22 protein-coding genes are annotated in these 19471 nt (G+C 69.9%); 10 read left to right on the top strand and 12 right to left on the bottom strand.

The annotated features are described in order from the left end of the window. On the bottom strand, window positions 1–1138 hold a 1138-nt coding region (locus tag Ahu01nite_RS43955; RefSeq protein ID WP_203842784.1), incomplete at its 3' end, for a Clp protease N-terminal domain-containing protein. A gap of 210 nt (window positions 1139–1348) precedes the next feature. On the opposite strand from Ahu01nite_RS43955, the gene Ahu01nite_RS43960 reads away from it, so the two are divergent. Then, a complete protein-coding gene (locus Ahu01nite_RS43960) occupies window positions 1349–2254 on the top strand; it encodes a hypothetical protein (protein WP_203842726.1) in 906 nt (301 codons plus the stop codon). A 171-nt stretch (window positions 2255–2425) separates the two neighbouring features. Here the strand turns inward: Ahu01nite_RS43960 and Ahu01nite_RS43965 are convergent, their stop codons facing one another. Then, a complete protein-coding gene (locus Ahu01nite_RS43965) occupies window positions 2426–3382 on the bottom strand; it encodes a glycoside hydrolase family protein (RefSeq protein ID WP_203842727.1) in 957 nt (318 codons plus the stop codon). 169 nt (window positions 3383–3551) lie between these two features. Between Ahu01nite_RS43965 and Ahu01nite_RS43970 the strand changes: the two genes are divergently transcribed. The 5 genes from Ahu01nite_RS43970 to Ahu01nite_RS43990 are packed head-to-tail and all read left to right on the top strand — an operon-like array spanning window position 3552 to window position 9083. Next, window positions 3552–4568, top strand: coding sequence for a LacI family DNA-binding transcriptional regulator (locus Ahu01nite_RS43970; RefSeq protein ID WP_239159625.1), 1017 nt, complete (start codon window positions 3552–3554; stop codon window positions 4566–4568). Continuing rightward, window positions 4561–6144 (top strand): FAD-dependent oxidoreductase, encoded by a 1584-nt coding sequence (locus Ahu01nite_RS43975; RefSeq protein ID WP_203842728.1) that lies wholly within the window; start codon window positions 4561–4563, stop codon window positions 6142–6144. Before Ahu01nite_RS43970 ends, Ahu01nite_RS43975 begins: the two co-directional genes overlap by 8 nt. Window positions 6145–6158: 14 nt before the next feature. Then, complete coding sequence (locus Ahu01nite_RS43980) at window positions 6159–7397, top strand: ABC transporter substrate-binding protein (RefSeq protein ID WP_203842729.1); 1239 nt, start codon at window positions 6159–6161, stop codon at window positions 7395–7397. After that, window positions 7394–8269 carry a carbohydrate ABC transporter permease gene (locus Ahu01nite_RS43985; protein ID WP_239159626.1) on the top strand — a complete coding sequence of 292 codons (876 nt, stop codon included), beginning with the start codon at window positions 7394–7396 and terminating at the stop codon, window positions 8267–8269. The genes Ahu01nite_RS43980 and Ahu01nite_RS43985 overlap by 4 nt, the downstream gene beginning before the upstream one ends. Beyond that, a complete protein-coding gene (locus tag Ahu01nite_RS43990; RefSeq protein ID WP_203842730.1) occupies window positions 8259–9083 on the top strand; it encodes a carbohydrate ABC transporter permease in 825 nt (274 codons plus the stop codon). The genes Ahu01nite_RS43985 and Ahu01nite_RS43990 overlap by 11 nt, the downstream gene beginning before the upstream one ends. A gap of 1 nt (window position 9084) precedes the next feature. Here the strand turns inward: Ahu01nite_RS43990 and Ahu01nite_RS43995 are convergent, their stop codons facing one another. Beyond that, entirely contained in the window at window positions 9085–9831 is a 747-nt protein-coding gene (locus Ahu01nite_RS43995) for an alpha/beta hydrolase (protein WP_203842731.1), read from the bottom strand. Between the two features lie 52 nt (window positions 9832–9883). On the opposite strand from Ahu01nite_RS43995, the gene Ahu01nite_RS44000 reads away from it, so the two are divergent. After that, window positions 9884–10942 (top strand): SGNH/GDSL hydrolase family protein, encoded by a 1059-nt coding sequence (locus Ahu01nite_RS44000; protein WP_239159627.1) that lies wholly within the window; start codon window positions 9884–9886, stop codon window positions 10940–10942. 16 nt (window positions 10943–10958) lie between these two features. Here the strand turns inward: Ahu01nite_RS44000 and Ahu01nite_RS44005 are convergent, their stop codons facing one another. The 5 genes from Ahu01nite_RS44005 to Ahu01nite_RS44025 form a co-directional block, all read right to left on the bottom strand. Then, complete coding sequence (locus Ahu01nite_RS44005; protein WP_203842732.1) at window positions 10959–11399, bottom strand: MEKHLA domain-containing protein; 441 nt, start codon at window positions 11397–11399, stop codon at window positions 10959–10961. After that, window positions 11396–11716, bottom strand: a complete 321-nt coding sequence (locus tag Ahu01nite_RS44010; RefSeq protein ID WP_203842733.1) for a hypothetical protein — start codon at window positions 11714–11716, stop codon at window positions 11396–11398. The genes Ahu01nite_RS44005 and Ahu01nite_RS44010 overlap by 4 nt, the downstream gene beginning before the upstream one ends. Window positions 11717–11855: 139 nt before the next feature. Further along, entirely contained in the window at window positions 11856–12197 is a 342-nt protein-coding gene (locus tag Ahu01nite_RS44015) for a hypothetical protein (protein ID WP_203842734.1), read from the bottom strand. Beyond that, the gene (locus Ahu01nite_RS44020; protein WP_203842735.1) at window positions 12151–12726 is read right to left on the bottom strand and encodes a mismatch-specific DNA-glycosylase; all 576 of its coding nucleotides are present in this window, start codon (window positions 12724–12726) and stop codon (window positions 12151–12153) included. Before Ahu01nite_RS44020 ends, Ahu01nite_RS44015 begins: the two co-directional genes overlap by 47 nt. Before the next feature lie 21 nt (window positions 12727–12747). After that, window positions 12748–13014, bottom strand: coding sequence for a hypothetical protein (locus Ahu01nite_RS44025; protein ID WP_203842736.1), 267 nt, complete (start codon window positions 13012–13014; stop codon window positions 12748–12750). 33 nt (window positions 13015–13047) lie between these two features. Between Ahu01nite_RS44025 and Ahu01nite_RS44030 the strand changes: the two genes are divergently transcribed. Beyond that, a complete protein-coding gene (locus tag Ahu01nite_RS44030) occupies window positions 13048–13185 on the top strand; it encodes a hypothetical protein (RefSeq protein WP_203842737.1) in 138 nt (45 codons plus the stop codon). On the opposite strand, the gene Ahu01nite_RS44035 is transcribed toward Ahu01nite_RS44030, so the two are convergent. Both Ahu01nite_RS44035 and Ahu01nite_RS44040 read right to left on the bottom strand, forming a co-directional pair. Continuing rightward, on the bottom strand, window positions 13175–13837 hold the full coding sequence (locus Ahu01nite_RS44035; RefSeq protein ID WP_203842738.1) for a response regulator: 663 nt from the start codon (window positions 13835–13837) through the stop codon (window positions 13175–13177). The two genes, Ahu01nite_RS44030 and Ahu01nite_RS44035, sit on opposite strands and share 11 nt — an antisense overlap. Then, entirely contained in the window at window positions 13834–14961 is a 1128-nt protein-coding gene (locus tag Ahu01nite_RS44040) for a sensor histidine kinase (RefSeq protein ID WP_203842739.1), read from the bottom strand. Before Ahu01nite_RS44040 ends, Ahu01nite_RS44035 begins: the two co-directional genes overlap by 4 nt. 119 nt (window positions 14962–15080) lie before the next feature. Here Ahu01nite_RS44040 and Ahu01nite_RS44045 point away from each other — a divergent pair, with 119 nt between their 5' ends. Continuing rightward, window positions 15081–17180, top strand: coding sequence for an MMPL family transporter (locus tag Ahu01nite_RS44045; protein WP_203842740.1), 2100 nt, complete (start codon window positions 15081–15083; stop codon window positions 17178–17180). A gap of 138 nt (window positions 17181–17318) precedes the next feature. Here the strand turns inward: Ahu01nite_RS44045 and Ahu01nite_RS44050 are convergent, their stop codons facing one another. Then, the gene (locus Ahu01nite_RS44050) at window positions 17319–18143 is read right to left on the bottom strand and encodes a rhamnogalacturonan acetylesterase (protein ID WP_203842741.1); all 825 of its coding nucleotides are present in this window, start codon (window positions 18141–18143) and stop codon (window positions 17319–17321) included. A gap of 99 nt (window positions 18144–18242) precedes the next feature. On the opposite strand from Ahu01nite_RS44050, the gene Ahu01nite_RS44055 reads away from it, so the two are divergent. Continuing rightward, window positions 18243–18413 (top strand): PNPOx family protein, encoded by a 171-nt coding sequence (locus tag Ahu01nite_RS44055; protein ID WP_239159628.1) that lies wholly within the window; start codon window positions 18243–18245, stop codon window positions 18411–18413. Between the two features lie 18 nt (window positions 18414–18431). Here Ahu01nite_RS44055 and Ahu01nite_RS44060 read toward each other — a convergent pair whose 3' ends face one another. Then, on the bottom strand, window positions 18432–19415 hold the full coding sequence (locus Ahu01nite_RS44060) for an aldo/keto reductase (protein WP_203842742.1): 984 nt from the start codon (window positions 19413–19415) through the stop codon (window positions 18432–18434). Window positions 19416–19471: the final 56 nt, after the last annotated feature.

The following is a 19471-nucleotide window of genomic DNA, read 5'->3' on the forward strand; positions in this document are numbered from 1 at the left end:
CCAGCGTCGCCGCAGCGACCAGAGCCGCGTCGGTAATGCTGATCCGGTGATGCGCCTCGTAACGGTCACGCAGACCCTTGAGGATCTCGATCGTGTGCGCCAGCGAGGGCTCGGCAACCTGGATCGGCTGGAAACGGCGCTCCAGGGCCTTGTCCTTCTCGACAAACTTCCTGTATTCGTCGAGGGTCGTCGCGCCGATCAGCTGCAGCTCACCACGCGCGAGCATGGGCTTGAGGATCGAGGCGGCGTCGATCGCACCCTCGGCGGCACCCGCACCCACGAGGGTGTGGATCTCGTCGATGAACAGGATGATGTCGCCGCGGGTGCCGACTTCCTTCAGCACCTTCTTGAGACGTTCCTCGAAGTCACCGCGGTAGCGCGAACCGGCGACGAGGGAGCCCATGTCGAGCGTGTAGAGCTGCTTGTCCTTCAGCGTCTCCGGGACCTCGCCCTTGACAATCGCCTGGGCCAGGCCCTCCACCGCGGCGGTCTTGCCGACGCCGGGCTCGCCCGTCAGGACGGGGTTGTTCTTCATCCTGCGCGACAGCACCTGCATCACGCGCTCGATTTCCTTCTCCCGGCCGATGACCGGGTCGAGCTTGCCCTCGCGGGCCGCCTGCGTCAGGTTTGTCCCGAACTGATCGAGGACGGTCGACGAGGACGGAGCGGCGGGCTCGCCGGACGCCGCCGGCTCCTTGCCCTGGTAGCCCGAGAGCAGCTGGATGACCTGCTGACGGACCCGGTTGAGGTCGGCGCCGAGCTTCACCAGGACCTGGGCGGCAACACCCTCACCCTCGCGGATCAGGCCGAGCAGAATGTGCTCCGTGCCGATGTAGTTGTGGCCCAGCTGCAGAGCCTCGCGCAGCGACAGCTCCAGCACCTTCTTGGCGCGCGGCGTGAACGGAATATGCCCGCTCGGTGCCTGCTGCCCCTGGCCGATGATCTCCTCGACCTGCTGGCGGACCCCCTCGAGGGAGATGCCGAGGCTCTCCAGAGCCTTCGCGGCAACACCTTCACCCTCGTGGATCAGGCCGAGCAGGATGTGCTCTGTCCCGATGTAGTTGTGGTTGAGCATCCGGGCCTCTTCTTGGGCCAGGACGACAACCCGTCGGGCACGGTCAGTGAACCGCTCGAACACGACAATCACGTCCTCGCAGCGAAGCCCCACGCACCCCGCCCAAGGCAACGCACGCGCACGTGCGGAAGCGGACAGGAGTTGCGTGCGCTGAGTCGAAGCCTCTTGGCGTTGACGCGTGACCCGCGTGGGGAGCCTCGCTACGCTCGTGCAGGCGCGCTGCCTCGCAACCATACAACGAAGGTGACCTACGATGGGCGAGGGAGGACCACGATGAGCGCAACCAGAGATCGGCAACCGGCACCTGACCGCGCGCGTAAACGCGCGATCCGCGCCCTGGCAGCCGAGCTCGGCGTGGCCTATTCGGTCGCTGCCCGCCTGCTCACGGCCAGGGCGCAGGCCCCGGCACCGGCACCGGCACCGGCACCGGCAGTCTCCGTTGTCCCCACCCGCCCCAGCTTCCCCATCGGGACCGACGAGCACCGGGCCTGGATGTTCGCTGCCCGCGAACACCGCACGTTCAACTCCCGGGTGAGCGACACCCGGCTGGCCACGAAACTCCCCCTGGGCCGGGCCGCCCACCTGACCACCCGCTTCCCGCCACTGCGCGCCACCGCCGGCATCGGCCCGCTTTATCACGGCGAAGGCCGCGAAACAGCCCTGGCCATGTTGTACGCAGTCCTCGAACACGAATCACCGAACCTCCTTCCCCCCGCCGACGAGCTGGCCTGGGCCGCCGAGCTCGGCGAGGAAGCCGCCGTCGACATCTCCCTCGCCGCCCTCGACCGGGCCGCCCGGCACCTGCTCGACCACGACCGCTGGCGCCTGTGGGTCCGCGTGGAAGCCGCGATCACCGCCGGCGAGGCCACCCCCGACCGGCGAATCCGCGACGCGGCGATCACTCTGGGCCGCGAGCTGCGCTCCACCAGCCTGCGCAGCTCCCTCGACGGCGCCCGGCACATCCTCGACGCCCTCCTCGTCGAACCCCACGGCGCCCACCCGCCCGGCACCCGCGTCCGCGTCGGCGACCGCCCGGGCACCGTCGTCGGCGTCGAATGGGACCGGACCGGGCCACCCGCGGGCTACCAGGTCCGCCTCGACGACGACCCGGACACCCGCCAGGTCCCCCTCAACGGCCTCACCGCGGACTCAGCCCCCGAACCGGCCCGCACCCACTGAAGCAACCCGCCGGCCCGCCCACTGAAGTCAGCCCGCCGGCCGGAGGCCACTGAAGTCAGCCCGCCAGCCGGAGGCCACTGAAGTCAGCCCGCCTGCCGGAGGCCACTGAGGTCAGGCCGCCTGCCGGAGGCCACTGACAGCGGCCGGCGGCCTCGAGTCCGATGGGAGCGGCTAGGCGGCGCGGGCGATGCAGATCCGGGCGTTGAGGCGGGCTCCGGCCTCGTAGAACATGTACTGGACGCCGCCGTCCGTGCCGAACGAGGGTGCCGCCGCGCGGCCGTTGTCGGAGGCGATGGGCGTGTAGAACGTACCGAGATGGATCTCGCGGTCGAAGGCGTTGCCGACCTCGGTGAGACGCATCCGGCCGTCGCTGCCATGGTAGGCGACGTAGGTCGTGCCGTTGCGGGAGACCAGCGACGGGCCGGAGATGTCGGTGACGCCGTCGGGCTCGGGGTTGACCAGCGGGGTGGTGCTGAACTGCCACTGGTCCCAGCCGTTCGGTGACCAGCCGTGGTAGAGCCGGCGTCTGCCGTTGTTCACCCCCATGAAGACCATCGTGTACTTGTTGCCCTTGCCGGGCAGGGCGTGCTCGAAGACGCGGGCGTACGACGTCTCGGTGGTGCCCGGTACGAGCCGGGTGCTGAGGATCGGTGTCTCGTCACGGAAGTTGATGCCGTCGGCGGACCGGGCCACCCGCGTCGTGGTGTTCTCGCCGTGGAAGTACAGGTAGAACTGGCGGGTCGGCGCGTCCCAGATGACGTGGGGCGACGACACGTGGGACACCGTGGTGCTGGGCAAGACGTTGTCGATGACGGGGTTGCCCGTCCACTCGGTGAACGGTCCGGCGAGCGAGTTCGCGTAGGCGACGCAGATGCCGCCCGGCTTCTCGTGCGGCGCGTAGTACAGGTAGTACCGGCCCCGGGCGCCGCTGATCTTGTCGTAGACGCCGCGGATGCACGGGAAGATGAACTCCCCGGTCGGGTTGTAGTTCAGCGGCATGGTGAGCGCGTCACGCAGGTACGTGTACGTGGGCATGCCACCCGGCAGAGCGGCCCGGGCTGGTCCGGGTAGCGCGGCGAGACCGGTGACTCCTGCGGCGCCGGCTGCGAGCAGTGCGCGTCGTTTCATGAGATCGCCTCCCTTTGACCGCAAAGTTTCGTACCGGTTACACGGACCGGTCAAGGTGCTAATACCTATTACTGAAGGCTTTCGTCTTGACGGACGCCGATCCGGTGCCCCACGATCGAATTCGCGTTAACTAATGCGTATTAACGACGTAACAGGGAGGACTTCCCCGATGGCAGGCGGCAGGCGGGTCACGCAGCAGGACATCGCCCGGATGACCGGAGTCAGCCAGGCCACCGTCTCGCTCGTGCTCAACGAGCGCGACGACGCGGCGGTCCGCATCGCACCGGAGACCCGCGAGCGGGTGCTGCAGGCGATCCGCCGCACCGGGTACGTCGCCGACCCGATCGCGCGGCGGCTGGCCGCCCGGCACAACCGCTTCCTCGGCGTCTTCACCTACGAGCCGGTCTTCCCCGCCGGCCAGGGCGACTTCTACCACCCGTTCCTCGTCGGCATCGAGGAGTGCGCCGAGCGGATCGGCTGCGACCTGCTGCTGTTCACCAGCGCCCCGGTCGTGGACGGACGCCGGCGGATCTTCCACCGGGACAACCGGCTACGGCTGGCGGACGGCTGCATCCTGCTGGGGCAGTGGCTCGACCCGCAGGAACTGGCCCGGCTGCTGGCCGAGGGCGAACCGTTCGTGAGCGTCGGCCGGCGTGACGACGCCGGTGGCCCGGTGCCCTATGTGGGCGCCGACTATCCCGCGGCGACGGCCGCCCAGGTGCGCCGGGCCTACGAGCTCGGGCACCGCACGATCGGCTACCTCGGCGAAGGTGCCGGCCCCGAGTCCCACGCCGACCGGATGCTCGGCTTCACCACCGCGGTGGCCGAGACCAGGATCAAAGGAGTTCATGTGACGGGTACGCCCGGAGCGCTCGACGAGTTGATGGCTCACGGCTGCACGTGCGTGCTCGTGGAGGAGTTCGCCGACGGGGTGGCGCTCGCCGAGGAGGCCCGTACGCGTGCGCTGCGCGTACCGGAGGATCTGTCCTTGATCGCTCTGGGTGATCCCACCCGTCCGGCCAGCACGGACCTGGACATCACCGGGTTCCGGATCCCGCGTCGCGAGATGGGCTGGCAGGCCGTCGAGGTGCTGACCGCCGTCATCGAGGGGACGGGCGGGCCGGTACAGCGATTGTTGCCGTGCGAGCCGGTGGCCGGGGCGACGCTGGCGGTTCCCCATGCGTGAGCTGCACGCGGACGTCCTGGTCATCGGTGGCGGGCTCGGCGGGGTGGCCGCCGCCCTCGGCGCGCTGCGGGCCGGCCGGTCGGTGCTGCTCACCGAGCGGTACGCGTGGCTGGGCGGCCAGTTGACCAGTCAGGCCGTGCCCCCGGACGAGCACAGCTGGGTCGAACGTTTCGGGGTGACGGCCAGTTACCGAGCGCTACGTGACGGCATCCGTGACTACTACCGGTCGCACTACCCGCTCACGGATCGTGCGCGGAGTACCCGTGATCTCAACCCGGGCGCGGGTCATGTCAGCCGGCTCTGCCACGAGCCACGGGTGGCGGTCGCGGTCATCGACGCGATGCTGGCGCCGTACCGCGGGTCGGGCCGGCTCACCGTGCTCCAGCCCGCCTGGCCCGTCTCGGCCGAGACCGACGGCGACCGGGTCACGTCGGTCACCGTGCACCACCACGGCGACGAGCTCGTGCTCACCGCCCCCTACGTCCTGGACGCCACCGAGACCGGGGAACTGCTGCCCCTGACCGGCACGGAACACGTCACCGGCGCGGAGTCACGGCACGAGACCGGCGAGCCCAGCGCACCCGAGGCCGGTGATCCCGGCAATGAGCAGGCATTCTCGGTCTGCTTCGCGATCGACCACGTCGACGGCGACCACACCGTCGACCGCCCGGCGTCGTACGGGTTCTGGCGCGACTACCAGCCGACGTTCTGGGGCGCCCCGATGCTCTCCTGGCAGACACCGAACCCCCGCACGCTGGAGTTGTCGACCCGCTCGTTCACCCCGAACCCGGACGACGACCCCGCGCTGGTCGACGCGGATCAGCGGGTGAATCCCGGCGACGGCAACCTGTGGACGTTCCGGCGGATCGCGGCCCGCCGCCAGTTCCGCGACGGCGCCTACCCCAGCGACATCTGCCTCGTGAACTGGCCGATGATCGACTACTTCGAGGCCCCCTACTCCCCCGCCGCGGAGGTCGCCGCCCGCGAGCTCTCCCGCTCGGTCCTGTACTGGATGCAGACCGAGGCGCCGCGCCCCGACGGCGGCACCGGCTGGCCCGGGCTACGACTGCGCGGGGATGTCACGGGCGGCACCGACGGGCTCGCGATGGCGCCGTACATCCGTGAGGGCAGGCGGATCCGCGCCGAATACACGATTGTCGAGCAGGACCTCGCGCTCGATGTCCGCGGCGACAAGGGTGCCGTGTCCCATCCCGACTCGGCCGGTGTCGGGATGTACCGCATCGACCTGCACCCGTCCACGGGCGGGGACACGTACATCGATGTCGCGTCCTGCCCGTTCGAGATCCCCCTCGGCGCGCTGATCCCGCAGCGCGTCGAGAACCTGCTGCCCGCGGGCAAGAACATCGGCACCACCCACATCACCAACGGCTCGCACCGGCTGCACCCGGTGGAGTGGAACGTCGGGGAGGTAGCCGGCGCGCTGGCCGGCTTCTGCCTGACCCACGCGGTCACCCCCCGCGCGGTCCGCAACACCCCGGCCCTGCTCGCCGCCTTCCAGGAACGCCTCACCGCCGACGGTGTCGAGCTGCGCTGGCCCGACGTCGCCGGTTACTGAAAGGACCTTTCGCCATGAGACTCATAGCCGGCATAGCCACCGTCGCCCTGCTCGGCGCGCTCACCGCCTGCGCGGGGGACGACTCCGGGGACGGCGGCCCGATCACGCTGCGGATGACGACGTGGTCGGCCAACCCGGCCCACGTGGAGCTGTTCACCGCGATCGCCGACGAGTACAAGCAGACCCACCCCGACGTCAGTGTCACGTTCGACGCCCTGCCGATCGACAACTACACCACCACGCTGACGACGCAGATCGCCGGTGGCAACACCCCGGATCTGGCGTGGATCCTCGAGTCCGCCGCACCGGACTTCGTATCGTCGGGGGCCCTCGTGCCGCTGGGCGACGCCGTGGAGAAGCCCGCCGAGCTCGTGCCGGCGGCCACGGCGCTCTGGCAGCGGGACGGGACGCTCATGGCGTACCCCTTCTCGACCTCGCCCTTCGGGGTTTTTGTGAACACCGACCTGCTGAAAGCCGCCGGCCAGAGCCTGCCCACCGGTGCCGCCTGGACCTGGGACTCCGCGATCGCCGTCGCCGGGGCGACCGCGGCGAAGACCGGCAAACAGGGCCTCGTCGTGCGCGACTTCGACTACAAGGACTGGACGAACCTCGCGACCGTCTTCGGCGGCTGGGGTGCCGAGGCGTGGAGCGCCGACGGGAAGACCTGCGGCTTCGACCAGCCCGCGATGGCGGCCGCGATGGACTTCCTGCACAAGGCCACGTTCACCGCCAAGGCGATGCCCGCGCCGGGTACCAGCGCCGACTTCTTCGCCGGTGAGTCCGCCATGACGATCACCCAGATCTCGCGTGCCTCGCTGCTGAAGGACGCGAAGTTCGGCTGGACCCTGGTGCCGCTGCCGGCCGGGCCGAACGGTGACTATTCGGTGATCGGCCAGGCCGGTCTCGGCGTACTGAAAAAAGGCAAGCATGCCGACGCCGCCACCGGCTTCCTCAGCTTCTTCACCAGCGAGGCCAACTCGGCGAAGCTGGCCGCGTTCTTCCCGCCGCCGCGCAAGCCGCAGCTGACCGCCGCCACCCTGGCGAAGTCCAACCCGCTGCTCAAGCCCGCGCAGTTGCAGGACGTCGTCATCGACGGCATCGCCACCGGCGTGGTCAAGCCCAGCCACACCGGCAACGCCGAGATCAGCCAGGCCGTCCGCGCCGCCCTCGACCCGATGTGGCGGCCCGGCGCCGACGTGCCCGCCGTCCTGAGCGGCGTCTGCGCGGCGATCCAGCCGCTGCTGTCCAAGTGAGCACGTTCTGGACGACCCGGCGACGCGATGTGCTCACCGGATACCTGTTCATCACGCCCGCCGTCGCCGGATCGGTCGTGTTCGTGCTCGTCCCGCTCGTCCTGGTCCTCTGGTACAGCCTGCACGAATGGAACGTCCTCGCCGACACGTTCGACTTCGTCGGCGCCGACAACTACCGCGCGCTCGCCGCCGACCCGAACCTGCCGTCCGTCCTGCGGGCCACCGCCCTGTTCTCGTTCGGCCTGGTCGTGCTCAACCTGACCCTCGCCCTGCTGCTCGCCGTTCTGCTCAACCAGAAACTGCGCGGCACCACGGTCTTCCGGGTGCTGTTCTTCTCACCCGTCGTGGTGTCGCTGCTCGCCTGGACGATCGTGTGGGGTTTCCTGCTGCAGGACAACGGCGGGGTCAACTCGCTGCTGCACGGCCCGAACTGGCTGCGCTCCGGCGGCACCGCGATGACCGCGGTGATCGTCGTGCAGGTCTTCAAGAACGTCGGCCTCAACATGGTGCTGTTCCTCGCCGCGCTGCAAGGGGTGCCGCACGAGCTCTACGAGGCCGCCCGTACCGACGGCGCATCCGCCTGGACCGTCTTCCGGCGGATCACCCTGCCGCTGATCAGCCCCACGATCCTGCTCACCTCGATCATCACCGTGGTCGGCTCGCTGCAGGTCTTCGCCCAGATCAGCGTCCTCACCCAGGGCGGGCCCGGCACCTCCACCACGGTGCTCGTCTACTACCTGTACCAGCAGGCGTTCCAGTTCCACGCCTTCGGGTACGGCTCCACGCTGTCCGTACTGCTCTTCCTGATCGTCCTGGCACTGACCCTGCTGCAGTGGCAGATGCGCAAGAGGTGGGTCTTCCATGAGTCGTAGAACCAGGCTTTTCCTGTACGCCGTCCTGCTCGCCCTCTGCGTCCCGTTCGTCTTCCCCACCTGGTGGATGATCACCAGCTCGTTCAAGCCCAACGCGGAGATCTTCTCGGCAGCCCTGTGGCCCCGGCACTGGACCGTGCAACCCTGGCGTCAGGTGTTCGAGCTGCAGCCGTTCGCCCAGCAGTACTTCAACAGCGCCTACATCGCCGTCCTCGTCACCGCCGGCACCCTCATCGTCGCGTCGATGGCGGGCTACGCGTTCGCCCGGATCCGCTTCCCCGGCCAGAACGGGCTCTTCCTGGTCGTCCTCACCGGACTGCTCATCCCCAGCGAGGTCACGATCGTCCCGCTGTTCCGGATGTTCAACACCCTCGGTCTCGTCGACACCCACTGGCCGCTGATCCTGGTGCCCATCCTCGGCGCACCGAGCGTCCTGGCCACCTTCATCATGCGCCAGTTCTTCCTGACCCTGCCGGGCGAACTGGAGGAGGCAGCCCGCATGGACGGCCTCGGCCGCCCCGCCATCTTCCGCCGCATCGCCCTGCCCCTGGCCCGCCCCGCCCTCGGCGCGGTCGCCATCTTCACGTTCCTGCACAGCTGGAACCTGTATCTGGAACCCGTCGTCTACCTCTCGACCCGCACCCGGTACACCCTGCCGCAGGCCCTCACCCAGTTCACCGACGCCTACCAGGGGCAGCTCTGGAACGTCCAGCTGTCCGCCGCCTCCATGACGGCCATCCCGGTTCTCATCGTCTTCGTCATCGCCCAGCGCCAGTTCATCGAGGGTCTGGCCCACACCGGCCTCAAAGGCTGATCTACCCGGCTTTGCGCAGCTTTCCGGCGAGGTAGTTCAGGGACTCCTCGACGGCGGTGGGGTGATCGGCGGGGCGGTTCAGGTGGCCGTGGGTGGCGCCGCGGGCCAGGAAGGTGGTCACCGGGACGTTCGCCCCGCGCAGCTGGTGGGCGAGCAGCTCACCCGAGGCCCGGAGATCGTCGAACTCGGACAGCAGCACGTGGGCCGGGGGCAGCCCGTCCAGCCGGGCCCCGCCGGGCAGGGCGTCCGGAGGCAGGTCGGTGAGCCGGCCGACGTAGTTGCGCACCATGTCGTCGTAGCCGCCGGCGCCGGGCACCGGGTAGTGCACGAACGGGTAGGCGAGCAGGAGCAGATCCGGGGTACGCCGGCCGGCGTCGCGGGCGCGCAGTGCGGTGGACATCGCCAGCGCCGCCCCCGCGCTCGCACCGCCGATGCCGATCCGATCGGCGAAGCCCTGCGCGCACGCCCACTGCCAGACCGCGTCCACGTCGTCGACCGGCACCGGGTAGCGCACCCCGCCCGCTGCCAGCCGGTAGCCGACCGAGATGACGGTGGCCTGTGCGTGCCGGGACAGTTCGGCCGCGACCATGTCCGCCTCGGGCATGTCCAGGTCGCCGTGATTGAAGCTCCCACCGTGCGCCCAGACCAGTGCGGCGGCCGCCGGGCCTTGCTGCGGCTCGTAAATGCGCACCGGCACCGGGCCGTGCGGGCCGGAAACGTCCCGGTCAACTCCCCGTAACATTGACATGCGTCGATTATAGGGCGACTCTGGCCAGGAAAGTCGTCGAGAGAGGTGCGCCATGATGGTCATCGGGAAGCGTGCACGGCGCATCGTCCTCACCGCGGCGCTCAGCCTCGGGCTCCCCCTCGGCGCGGCGATCAACGCGCCCGCCGCCGGCGCGGCGATCAGTGCGCCTGCCGCTGTCGCTGCGGCCGGGGACGGGTCGCCGACGGATACGAACATCAGCTTTGCCGGGCGGTGGAACACGACGAACAGTTCCGCGTACGTGCCGTACTGGGCCGGCGCGTACGTTCGTGTCGGTTTCACCGGCAGGACGGTCAAACTCAAGCAGCGCAACACGATCAGTTTCTGGGCGAGCATCGACGGTGGAGTGTTCACGGCTTACACCAATGTGTCCGGAACGGTCAATCTGACCCCGACGGCGCTGGCCGCGGGCAATCACACGCTGATCGTCAGCTACCGGCAGGTGGCAGGGTCGTACACCGGCGACGCGGTCTTCCAGGGGCTCACTCTGGACGCGGGCGCGACCACGTTCAAAGCGCCCGCCCGCACGAAACTGATCGAATTTGTCGGTGACTCGATCACGGCGGGCACCACGAGCACCAAACTGGCCGTCACGGACTACGCGTTTGTGACCGGGGAGCGGCTCGGGGCCGACCACACGCAGATCGCGATCGGTGGCATGTGCCTCTCCGAGACCACGGATGCCTGCTGGGCGCACGAGACCCGCTACTGGATGTCCAGCGGCGGCCAGGTGGACACCGACCAGTGGAACTTCGCCCGCTACACGCCCACCGCCGTGGTGATCAACCTCGGCACCAACGACAAGAGCCACGGCGTGACCGGGGCCGCGTTCCAGGCGAAGTACACCACCTTCCTCCAGCAGATCCGGGCCAAGTTCCCCAACGCCAAGCTGGTCGCACTGCGCACCTTCATCGGCCGGTACGCCGCGGAGACGCAGGCCGCTGTCCAAGCGCGCAAAACCGCCGGCGACACCAATGTCGTTTACGTCGACACCACCGGCTGGCTGCCGTCGGATGGACTGAGCGATTCTGTCCATCCGAACGACAAAGGACACCAGGCGATCGCCGACAAACTGACCCCGCTGCTCAGCTGAGCGAAACCAGCGCGGTTCAGTCGCTCCAGCCACCGATCAGGGCCGCCTGCCCCACACGTACGCCGTCAGCGCGCGCAAGGTTCCACACGGTCACGTCCTCGATCCAGAACTGCCGCCCCGTTCTCGTCACCCGCGGCCCGCGGTAACCGTCGGCGTATCCCTTGCTCCGGACCCCGTCCAGCAGGACCTGGCGCGGCTCCCGCGCCTCCTCCCCCGCGGACAGTCGCGACGGCAGCCCGACGAACTCGTCCCACGCGTACCCGAAATGCCTCTGCGCACTCAGATTGGCGTAGACGAACAGCGGATCCGGCGACGTGTCGTGAGCGAGCAGACCGAACGGCGCGTCGTACAACCACGCCGCGGCATCCTGCACACCCGAAGGCACGAGGGGCCGCCCGACGAGGTGCGCATAGCTGTCCGCGAGCAGCTCGGCGAATGCTTCATCGTGGCCGTTCATGCGACGAAGATATCCACCGACGGACGCAAACGCGCACACTCGCGCAGCACCTCATGGATCGGGTACGGGTTGAGCGAGTCCGTCGCCTCGATGACCGACTCGTTCGCGATCTCCGAGTACGGGTGGCCGTACTCGATGAAGCTGTCGATCTGGCCCATCATCACGCCGCAGAAGACGCCGGCGGTGAACGGATCGAGCGGCAGCTGCTCGTCGCAGATCTCGTGGGTGAGCTCCAGCCCGACCGGGTACGCGGCGGCGTACGCCCGAGCGAAGATCTCCCGCCCGGCATCGTCAAGCCGCTGATAGAGCCCGATCACCCCCGCCGAGCAGAATGGCCCGCTCCCCGGTGAGGTCGGACAGGTGTTCCGACCGCAGCGTGGTCTGGAACGTGTACGGCGCCCCCAGCCCCACCGACCAGCCAGCGCCCGATCGGTGGCCCGCCCAGTGACGTCCTGCTCAACGGCGAAGCTCGCGTTGATGCCCGCCCCGTTCGTCTCCGCGCCCTCTGCCGGCGAGCGAATCTCGCAGGTTCTGCGACTGCGCCGGCGCCTGCGGCCCCCACCCGATGACCCCGATCTGATCGACCCCCTCGAACGCCCGGGGCAGCCGGTCGAGCAGGTGCCGTCCCCCGACCACGATCCCTTCCCGGGTCTCGTTCAAGGTGATGTACTCCTTGTCGAAGACATCGGTCCGGAACTCAGCAACAGAAATTTCATCCACGGCCTGATGAACGGCCGCGCCGCCGCCGAGTTCAACGCGGATACAGATCCATTCCCGCCGCCACGGCAGCCTCGGCATACGCACTCGCCAGCGAGTCAGCCGTGGCATGCGCGTTCAGCCCGCTCGGATTCGGCACCACCCACAGGACGGCACCGGCCAGCGGGTCCGGTTGCCGCCCGGCCACAGCCTTCGGCTGACCGAAAGCCGCACGGTACGCGGTAATGCCCAGCATCGCGACGACCCGCGGCCGGATCCGGGCGACCCGCCCGGCCAAGGCGACCGCACCCGCCCGCAGCTCCTCAGTAGTCAGCTCATCAGCCCTGGCCGTCGCCTTCGCCACCAGACTCGTGATCCCGACACCCCGATCCTTGAGGTGCGCCACATCAGCCGGATCAAACCCGCCCGACGCATCGATCACCCGATCGACGATCCCCGCCCGGAACAGCGCCGGATAGAACCTGTTCCCCCGCCGCCCGAAATGACTCTGCGTCGCCACCGTCAGCAACCCCGGATTGATCCCGGCAAACAACAACCGAACCTCATCCCCGAGCAGATCCGGCAATGTCCCACCCCGATAACCCGCCAGCTCTGCCCGCGTGAACGTCACCCGCGAACCCTACCCAGCGCGTCAGCCGACAACGACCAGCGCTACGACGCCCAGAACGGTGAGCCCCGCCGACCAGGCCGTGAACCACCGGGAGACGGTGGTGTCCGATGCGGCGTAGACCCCGATTCCCGCCAGGCCGCCGATGGCGAGCAGTGCGTAGCCGGGCAGCATCGGCCCGGTGCTGCTGAGAACCGCGACCAGGACCGCGACCAGTCCGAAGCCCATCGAGGCGTCCGCGGCGCGCCGCCGGATCCGCCTGACGTCCTCGTGCTCCCCGGCAACTGCCATCGCCGCCCCTCGCCTCCGACCAGGCGTCAGATCATGCCAGTCACGCCTGCGGCCCCTCGGGCCTGCTGCGTCAATGCCGCCTCCCCGACGGCGAAGTGGGACCGCTGGACGGACACCGCGGTGGCGCTGCCCGGTGAGCTCGTGACGCCGTTCGCGGACCTCAGCGTGTGACGGCGTCGCGGGCGGCCTGGCGGGTGGTGACGCCGAGTTTGGCGAAGATGTGATTGACGTGGGTCTTGACGGTGGCGTTGCCGATGAACAGGCGGGCGGCTATCTCGCGGTTGGCGAGGCCCTCGGCGATGAGCTGCAAGATCTCGCTCTCGCGGTCGGTGAGGCCCACTGGCCAGGTGGGACGGCCCTGGGTTGGACGGCCCTGGGTTGGACGGTACTGGGTCGGTGGGGTGGCCGCGGCGAGGAGCGCCTGCTGGGCCGGGGCGGCGAGGGTGACTTGGCCGGCTACCGCGGTGTGCAGGGCGCGGGCGAGGTCGGCGCGGCTCGCGTCCTTCGTCAGGTAGCCGCGGGCGCCCGCGGAGAGCGCGGTCAGCACGCTCTCGTCGTCGGCGTAGGTGGTGAGGACGACCACCGCCACCGCCGGGTGCGTCCGGGCGAGGCGGGCGGTGGCCTCGACGCCGTCCATTCCTGGCATGCGCAGGTCCATCAGGACGGCGTCGGGTCGGAGGGTGGCGGTCAGGGCGACCGCCTCGGCGCCGTCGGCTGCGGCTCCCACGACCTCGATGTCCGGCACCGTGCCGAGCAGGGCGACCAGGCCGGCCCGGACGCTGGTCTGGTCGTCGGCGATCAGCAGCCGCAGCGGGGTGGTCATGCGGGGACCTCGGCGCGGACGGTCCAGCCGCCGGAGTGCGTGCCCGCGCTCAGGGAGCCGCCGGCGAGCCGCAGCCGTTCGTTCATTCCCGCTAGGCCGTAACCGCCCTCCACAGAACCGACGCCGGAGCCGATTGCCGCGCCGGTGCCAGCCGGGGACAGGGCGGGCACGGCATTGTGGACGATCAAGGTGGTTCGCTGCGGGCCGTACAGAAGATCAACGGTGACGGGTACGCCCGGAGCGTGCTTGCGGGCGTTCGTCAGCGCTTCCTGTGCCGTGCGGAGCAGGGCGAGCCCGGCAGCCGGGGGCAGCGGCCGGGGCGCTCCCGTCACGGCCAGGCGGGCCTGCGCCCCGACCAGCAGGGCGAGCGTCTCGGGCAGCGGCGGGGCGTCGCTGTGCAGGGCGTGGACCGCCCGTCGCGTCTCGCGCATGCCTTCGGCGGCCAGCCCGTGGGCGTGCCGGACCCGGTCGCGGGCGCCGCTGGTGTCGCCCGCGTCGGTGAGCAGCGCGTCCGCGAGCTCCAGCTGGATGGAGAGGTCGGCGAGCGAGTGGGCGAGGATGTCGTGGATCTCGCGGGCGATGCGGGAGCGTTCGGCAAGCGCGGCGGCTCGTTCCCGGTCGGCCTGCCCGGCCCGGGCCTCGCGCAGTTGTGCCTGCCTCAGGCCACGCGCGAGGCCGCCGGCGAAGAAGCCGCCGATCAGCGCCAGCAGGACGAGCGTCGTGCCGCCGTCGCCGCCCCCGAACGCCCAGCCGGCTCCCACCGCGGCGGCACCGGCGGCCGGCACCACCAGCGCACGGCGGCGCAGCGACGTCGCCGCGTGCAGGCACACGACCAGCATGAGGATGACGATCCAGGAACTGCCACCGGCCACGCCGGCGAATCCGCTCGTGGACGCGACAACCACGAGCAGGCTGAGCGCGGCCGGATCGACCGGCAGCCGGTCACCGCGGCGCAGCTGCAACGCGAGCCAGCCGGTCCAGGCCAGCACCGTCGCGATCACGCAGGCCACGATCAGGATTCCGTAAGCCGCGGGCGCGGTCGTGAACGTCAGCACCACGAAGACCGGCAGCTCGGCCGCGCACAGCAGCCAGCTCAGCCGGGCACCACTGATCCGGAATGTCACCGCTTCACCGTACGGCCGCCGGGGCTTTCGCGAATCAGACCACGGGTGGAGAAAAAATCAACCCGGCTGTAAGACCACGGTCTGATGCCACCGGCCGGCGACGTTCGCAGACTTGCCGCATGGCTCGTCTACTCGCACGCATCGGCGGCTTCAGCGCCCGCCGCCGGTGGCTCATCGTCGTTCTCTGGATCGCTCTGCTCGCCGCCGCGGCCGGTGGCGCCGCCGCCTGGTCGAAGCCGCTCGACCCGGACTTCACCATCGACGGGCTGGCCTCGGTCGGCACGCTGCAGCGCATCGACGCCGAGTTCGGGATCGGCGACGACCCGGGCGGCGACATCGTCTTCGCCGCTCCGGCGGGACAGACGCTGACCGCCGGCGACAAGGCGACCATCACGAGGCTGAGCAGCGATATCGCCGCCCTGCCCGGGGTCGCCTCCGCTCCTGCGACAACCCTGTCACCCGGCGGGCGGGTGGGTCTGCTGTCCGTCACGCTGACCGGTGACGACGTGCCCGCGGGGCTCGCCGGGGTGGTTGACGCCGCCCGGGGTCCGGGGCTGCGGATCGAGCTGTCCGCCGGGCTCGCACCGGCGGCGGAGTCCAGCAGCAGCACCGACATCGGGTTGCTGATCGCGCTGGTCGTGCTTGTCGTGACGTTCGGGTCGCTGGTCGCGGCCGGCGTGCCTCTGGTCACCGCACTGCTCGGGCTCGGGGTCAGCCTCGCCGGCATCTATGCGGCCACGCGGTTCATCGCGCTCAGTGACGTGGCGCCGTCGCTGGCCCTGTTGCTCGGTCTCGCCGTCGGGATCGACTACGCGCTGTTCGTGGTGAACCGGCACCGGCGGCAGCTGATCGACGGGATACCCGTACAACAATCCATCGCCCTAGCCGTCGGCACCGCCGGCACCGCGGTGGTCTTCGCCGCGCTCACCGTGATCATCGCCCTGGCCGGGCTGGCCGTGATGCGCGTCGGCTTCCTGACCCAGATGGGCGTCTCCGCCGCCGTCGCCGTCGCGATCGCGATGCTGATCACGGTGACGCTCACCCCCGCCCTGCTGAGCATCGCCGGCCCGCGCATCCTCGGCCGCCGCACCCGCCGCCGGCTCGCGACGGGCACGGTGCCGGCCGGCGGGAAGTACGCCCTGCGCTGGGCGGGTTGGATCGCGCGCTTCCCGGTGCTCGGTGTCCTCATCCCGGTCGTCCTGCTCGGCGCGCTCGCCGTCCCGGTGCTGCACCTGCGGCTCGGGCTGCCGACCGACGGTTCCGAGCCGTCCACGTCGACGGTCCGGCAGGCGTACGACCTGAAGGCCGCCGGGTTCGGCGCCGGCGTCAACGCACCGATCCTGGTCGTCGGCACCGCCGCGGCCGAGCAGGGACTCGACGCGGCGCCGGGAGTGGCCAGGGTCGTGCCCAGCGGTGAGCACAGTGGACAGGTGCTGCTGACGGTCTACCCCACCGGCGGCCCGGACGCGGAATCCACCACCACACTGGTCCACGACCTGCGCGAACGCCCGGGGCTCGAGGTGACCGGCAGCACCGCCATCGCCATCGACGTCTCCGACCTGCTCGCGGCTCGGCTCCCCGGCTACCTCGCGCTGATCATCGGGTTCGCGTTCCTGCTGCTGCTCGTGGTGTTCCGCTCGGTGCTGGTCGCGCTGAAAGCGGTCATCAGCTTCCTGCTCAGCCTCGGCGCGGCGCTCGGCTGCACGGTCCTGGTGTTCCAGCAGGGCCACCTCGCCGGCCCGGTCGGCGTCGACCCCGCCGGGCCGCTGCTCAGCTTCCTTCCGGTGATCGTGATCGGGGTGCTCTTCGGCCTCTCCATGGACTACGAGATGTTCCTGCTCACCGGCATCCACGAGGAACACGCCCACGGCGCCGACCCCCGCACCGCCGTCCGCACCGGATTCGCCCACGGCGCCAAGGTCATCGCCGCCGCGGCCCTCATCATGATCGGCGTCTTCGGCTCCGGCGCCCTGGGCCACGGCGACAACACGATCAAACCCATCGCCTTCAGCCTCGCTGCCGGGACTCTGGCCGACGCCTTCCTCGTACGCATGATGCTCGTCCCCGCCGTGATGACGCTCTTCGGGCGTGCGGCCTGGTGGCTCCCCCGCTGGCTCAACCGCCTCCTGCCCCACCTCGACATCGAGGGCTCACGACTCGCGCCGGCCACCCCGCCCGGTGAGCGCTCCGCACCGCTGTATGCATCGGCGGGGAAGTGAACACGCAGTCGGTTTCGTCTCCGTTTGCGTCTGCGTCGCCGGCTGGGGTGATGTCCGCTGCCCGAATTCTGACCGTCGGTCGCGGTGGGCAGCCGCACGACGACCACCTGCACCAGGCAAGGAATCCGCCGGGCTGGGTCAGCTCTCCGCCGGCCGGGTCGGGGGCCAGACCAGGACGTCGTCCGGGATGTGAGCATTGTGGATGGCGGCGAAGTCCCGGCCCGGCAGGGTCCTGCCGTGCGCCGCGACCAGGCGGGCAACCTCGATCGCGCCATGGGCCTGGAAGTGGGTGTTGTCGGCGACGCCGGCCGGGTAGTTGACCGACTCTCCCGGGTCGAGCCACAGGAAGTAGTCCTTGGTCGGCTCGGGGCCGAGTCTGCTCCACAGGTCGAAGGACAGAGCGGTCAGATCGATCAGTGGGGTACGCGTACGAGCAGCCAGATCGCGCATGGCGTCCGGGTATTCGCCGTGGGACAGATACGGCACGCCGTCGGCTGTGAAGCGGCGGCGCTCGACCGGGGTGACCAGCACGGGATGGGCGTGCCGGGCGCGGGCGCCGTCGAGGTAGAGCCGCAGGTAGTCCTGGAACGTCGTCCACGGCTCGGTGTAGCGGGCGGGGTCCTCGGACTTCTCGTCGTTGTGCCCGAACGACACGAGCAGGCTGTCCCCGGGGCGGATCGCGGCCAGGATGAGGTCGAGCCGGCCCAGGTCGGCGAAGCTCTTGGAGCTCGCCCCGGACAGCGCGGCGTTCGAGACGGCAACACCGGGCCGCAGGAACGCCGGCAGGGCCTGCCCCCACCCGGCCCGGGGGACGTCAGCGGTGGCATAGGTCGCCGCCGTGGAGTCGCCCGCCACGAACACCGTGCGATGCCGGCCGGCCGCCGAGGCGTCGCCCGCTCCCCAAGCTGCACTGACCGCGCCGCCGAGAGCAGCGCCGAGAAGAGTTCTCCGTCCGATTCCCATGCCTCATTAAATCAACGTTCGTCGATCTGGCAAGCGCTTACCTGTGCCAAAACAGGCCATGCTTGACCTGAACCAGGCTTCAGGTCGCAGCATGACCACGTGACGGACACCGACGAGGTACGACAGGCGCTGGACCGGCAGCGAACCGTGGAGATCACCACGATCGGGCGCCGCTCCGGGCAGCCACGACGCATCGAGACCTGGCGCTACCGGGCAGCCGGCCGATACTGGCTGACCGGCAGCCCGCTGGCGGAGATCACCCTCGAGTGAAATCGTCGCCGCTATGGCTCAGCGCTCGATCATCTTCATCTGCTCGTCGGTGTGGTGACCACCCTCGGCGACCGGCAGCGCGTCAAGCGTCGCGAGCTGCTCCGCCGTGAGGGTGACCGCGTCCGCGGCGGTGTTCTCCTCCACCCGGCTGACCCGCTTGGTGCCCGGGATCGGGACGACGTCGTTGCCCTTGGCGAGCAGCCACGCCAGCGCGACCTGACCCGCGGTCGCACCCACCTGCTCGGCGACCTTCTGAACCTCGTCAGCGATCGCCAGATTCCGCTGGAAATTCTCCCCGGTGAAACGCGGGTGGGTCTTGCGGAAGTCGCTGTCGTCCAGCTTCTCGACATCCGCCGGCGTCCGCAGCGCCCCGGTGAGGAACCCACGACCCAGCGGAGAGTACGCCACCAGCCCGATCCCCAGCTCCCGCAACACCGGCAGCACCTCATCCTGGTCCCGCGTCCACAACGAATACTCCGACTGCAACGCGGAGATCGGGTGCACTTCATGCGCCCGGCGAATCGTCGGGATCCACGCCTCGGACAACCCGATGTGCCGGATCTTGCCCTCCTTCACCAGCTCGGCCAGAGCGCCGACGGTGTCCTCGATCGGGGTGTCCGGGTCGACCCGGTGCTGGTAGTACAGGTCGATGTGATCGGTGCCGAGCCGCTTGAGCGAGCCCTCGACAGCGGTGCGGATGCTCTGCGGGCTGCTGTCGGCCGACCCCGCACTGCGGCCGGTGTGCGAGATGAGGCCGAACTTGGTGGCCAGTACGACCTGGTCACGGCGGCCTTGGAGCGCCTTGCCGACGAGCTCCTCGTTGACATACGGGCCGTACACCTCGGCGGTGTCGATCAGGGTGACGCCGAGCTCGATCGCCCGGTGAATGGTGCGGATCGACTCGGCGTCGTCGCTGCCGGATCCGGTGTATCCGTGCGACATGCCCATCGCACCGAGGCCGATGCGGCCGACGTCGAGGTCTCCGAGCTTGGCACTGTGCATGATTCCCACGCTTCCGGGATAGGGGGCCGATGGTCAGTCTCAGCAGACATCACTAC

Origin of the sequence: Winogradskya humida, from assembly GCF_016862215.1 — a bacterium.
In the GTDB taxonomy this organism is placed as follows: domain Bacteria; phylum Actinomycetota; class Actinomycetes; order Mycobacteriales; family Micromonosporaceae; genus Actinoplanes; species Actinoplanes humidus.

Excerpts from the sequence above, each read along its gene's own strand:
- Ahu01nite_RS43960 (WP_203842726.1), top strand. The coding sequence starts at position 1,349 with ATGAGCGCAACCAGAGATCGGCAACCGGCACCTGACCGCGCGCGTAAA.
- Ahu01nite_RS43965 (WP_203842727.1), bottom strand. The coding sequence starts at position 3,382 with ATGAAACGACGCGCACTGCTCGCAGCCGGCGCCGCAGGAGTCACCGGT.
- Ahu01nite_RS43970 (WP_239159625.1), top strand. The coding sequence starts at position 3,552 with ATGGCAGGCGGCAGGCGGGTCACGCAGCAGGACATCGCCCGGATGACC.
- Ahu01nite_RS43975 (WP_203842728.1), top strand. The coding sequence starts at position 4,561 with ATGCGTGAGCTGCACGCGGACGTCCTGGTCATCGGTGGCGGGCTCGGC.
- Ahu01nite_RS43980 (WP_203842729.1), top strand. The coding sequence starts at position 6,159 with ATGAGACTCATAGCCGGCATAGCCACCGTCGCCCTGCTCGGCGCGCTC.
- Ahu01nite_RS43990 (WP_203842730.1), top strand. The coding sequence starts at position 8,259 with ATGAGTCGTAGAACCAGGCTTTTCCTGTACGCCGTCCTGCTCGCCCTC.
- Ahu01nite_RS43995 (WP_203842731.1), bottom strand. The coding sequence starts at position 9,831 with ATGTCAATGTTACGGGGAGTTGACCGGGACGTTTCCGGCCCGCACGGC.
- Ahu01nite_RS44000 (WP_239159627.1), top strand. The coding sequence starts at position 9,884 with ATGATGGTCATCGGGAAGCGTGCACGGCGCATCGTCCTCACCGCGGCG.
- Ahu01nite_RS44005 (WP_203842732.1), bottom strand. The coding sequence starts at position 11,399 with ATGAACGGCCACGATGAAGCATTCGCCGAGCTGCTCGCGGACAGCTAT.
- Ahu01nite_RS44015 (WP_203842734.1), bottom strand. The coding sequence starts at position 12,197 with ATGCCGAGGCTGCCGTGGCGGCGGGAATGGATCTGTATCCGCGTTGAA.
- Ahu01nite_RS44025 (WP_203842736.1), bottom strand. The coding sequence starts at position 13,014 with ATGGCAGTTGCCGGGGAGCACGAGGACGTCAGGCGGATCCGGCGGCGC.
- Ahu01nite_RS44030 (WP_203842737.1), top strand. The coding sequence starts at position 13,048 with ATGCCAGTCACGCCTGCGGCCCCTCGGGCCTGCTGCGTCAATGCCGCC.
- Ahu01nite_RS44035 (WP_203842738.1), bottom strand. The coding sequence starts at position 13,837 with ATGACCACCCCGCTGCGGCTGCTGATCGCCGACGACCAGACCAGCGTC.
- Ahu01nite_RS44045 (WP_203842740.1), top strand. The coding sequence starts at position 15,081 with ATGGCTCGTCTACTCGCACGCATCGGCGGCTTCAGCGCCCGCCGCCGG.
- Ahu01nite_RS44050 (WP_203842741.1), bottom strand. The coding sequence starts at position 18,143 with ATGGGAATCGGACGGAGAACTCTTCTCGGCGCTGCTCTCGGCGGCGCG.
- Ahu01nite_RS44060 (WP_203842742.1), bottom strand. The coding sequence starts at position 19,415 with ATGCACAGTGCCAAGCTCGGAGACCTCGACGTCGGCCGCATCGGCCTC.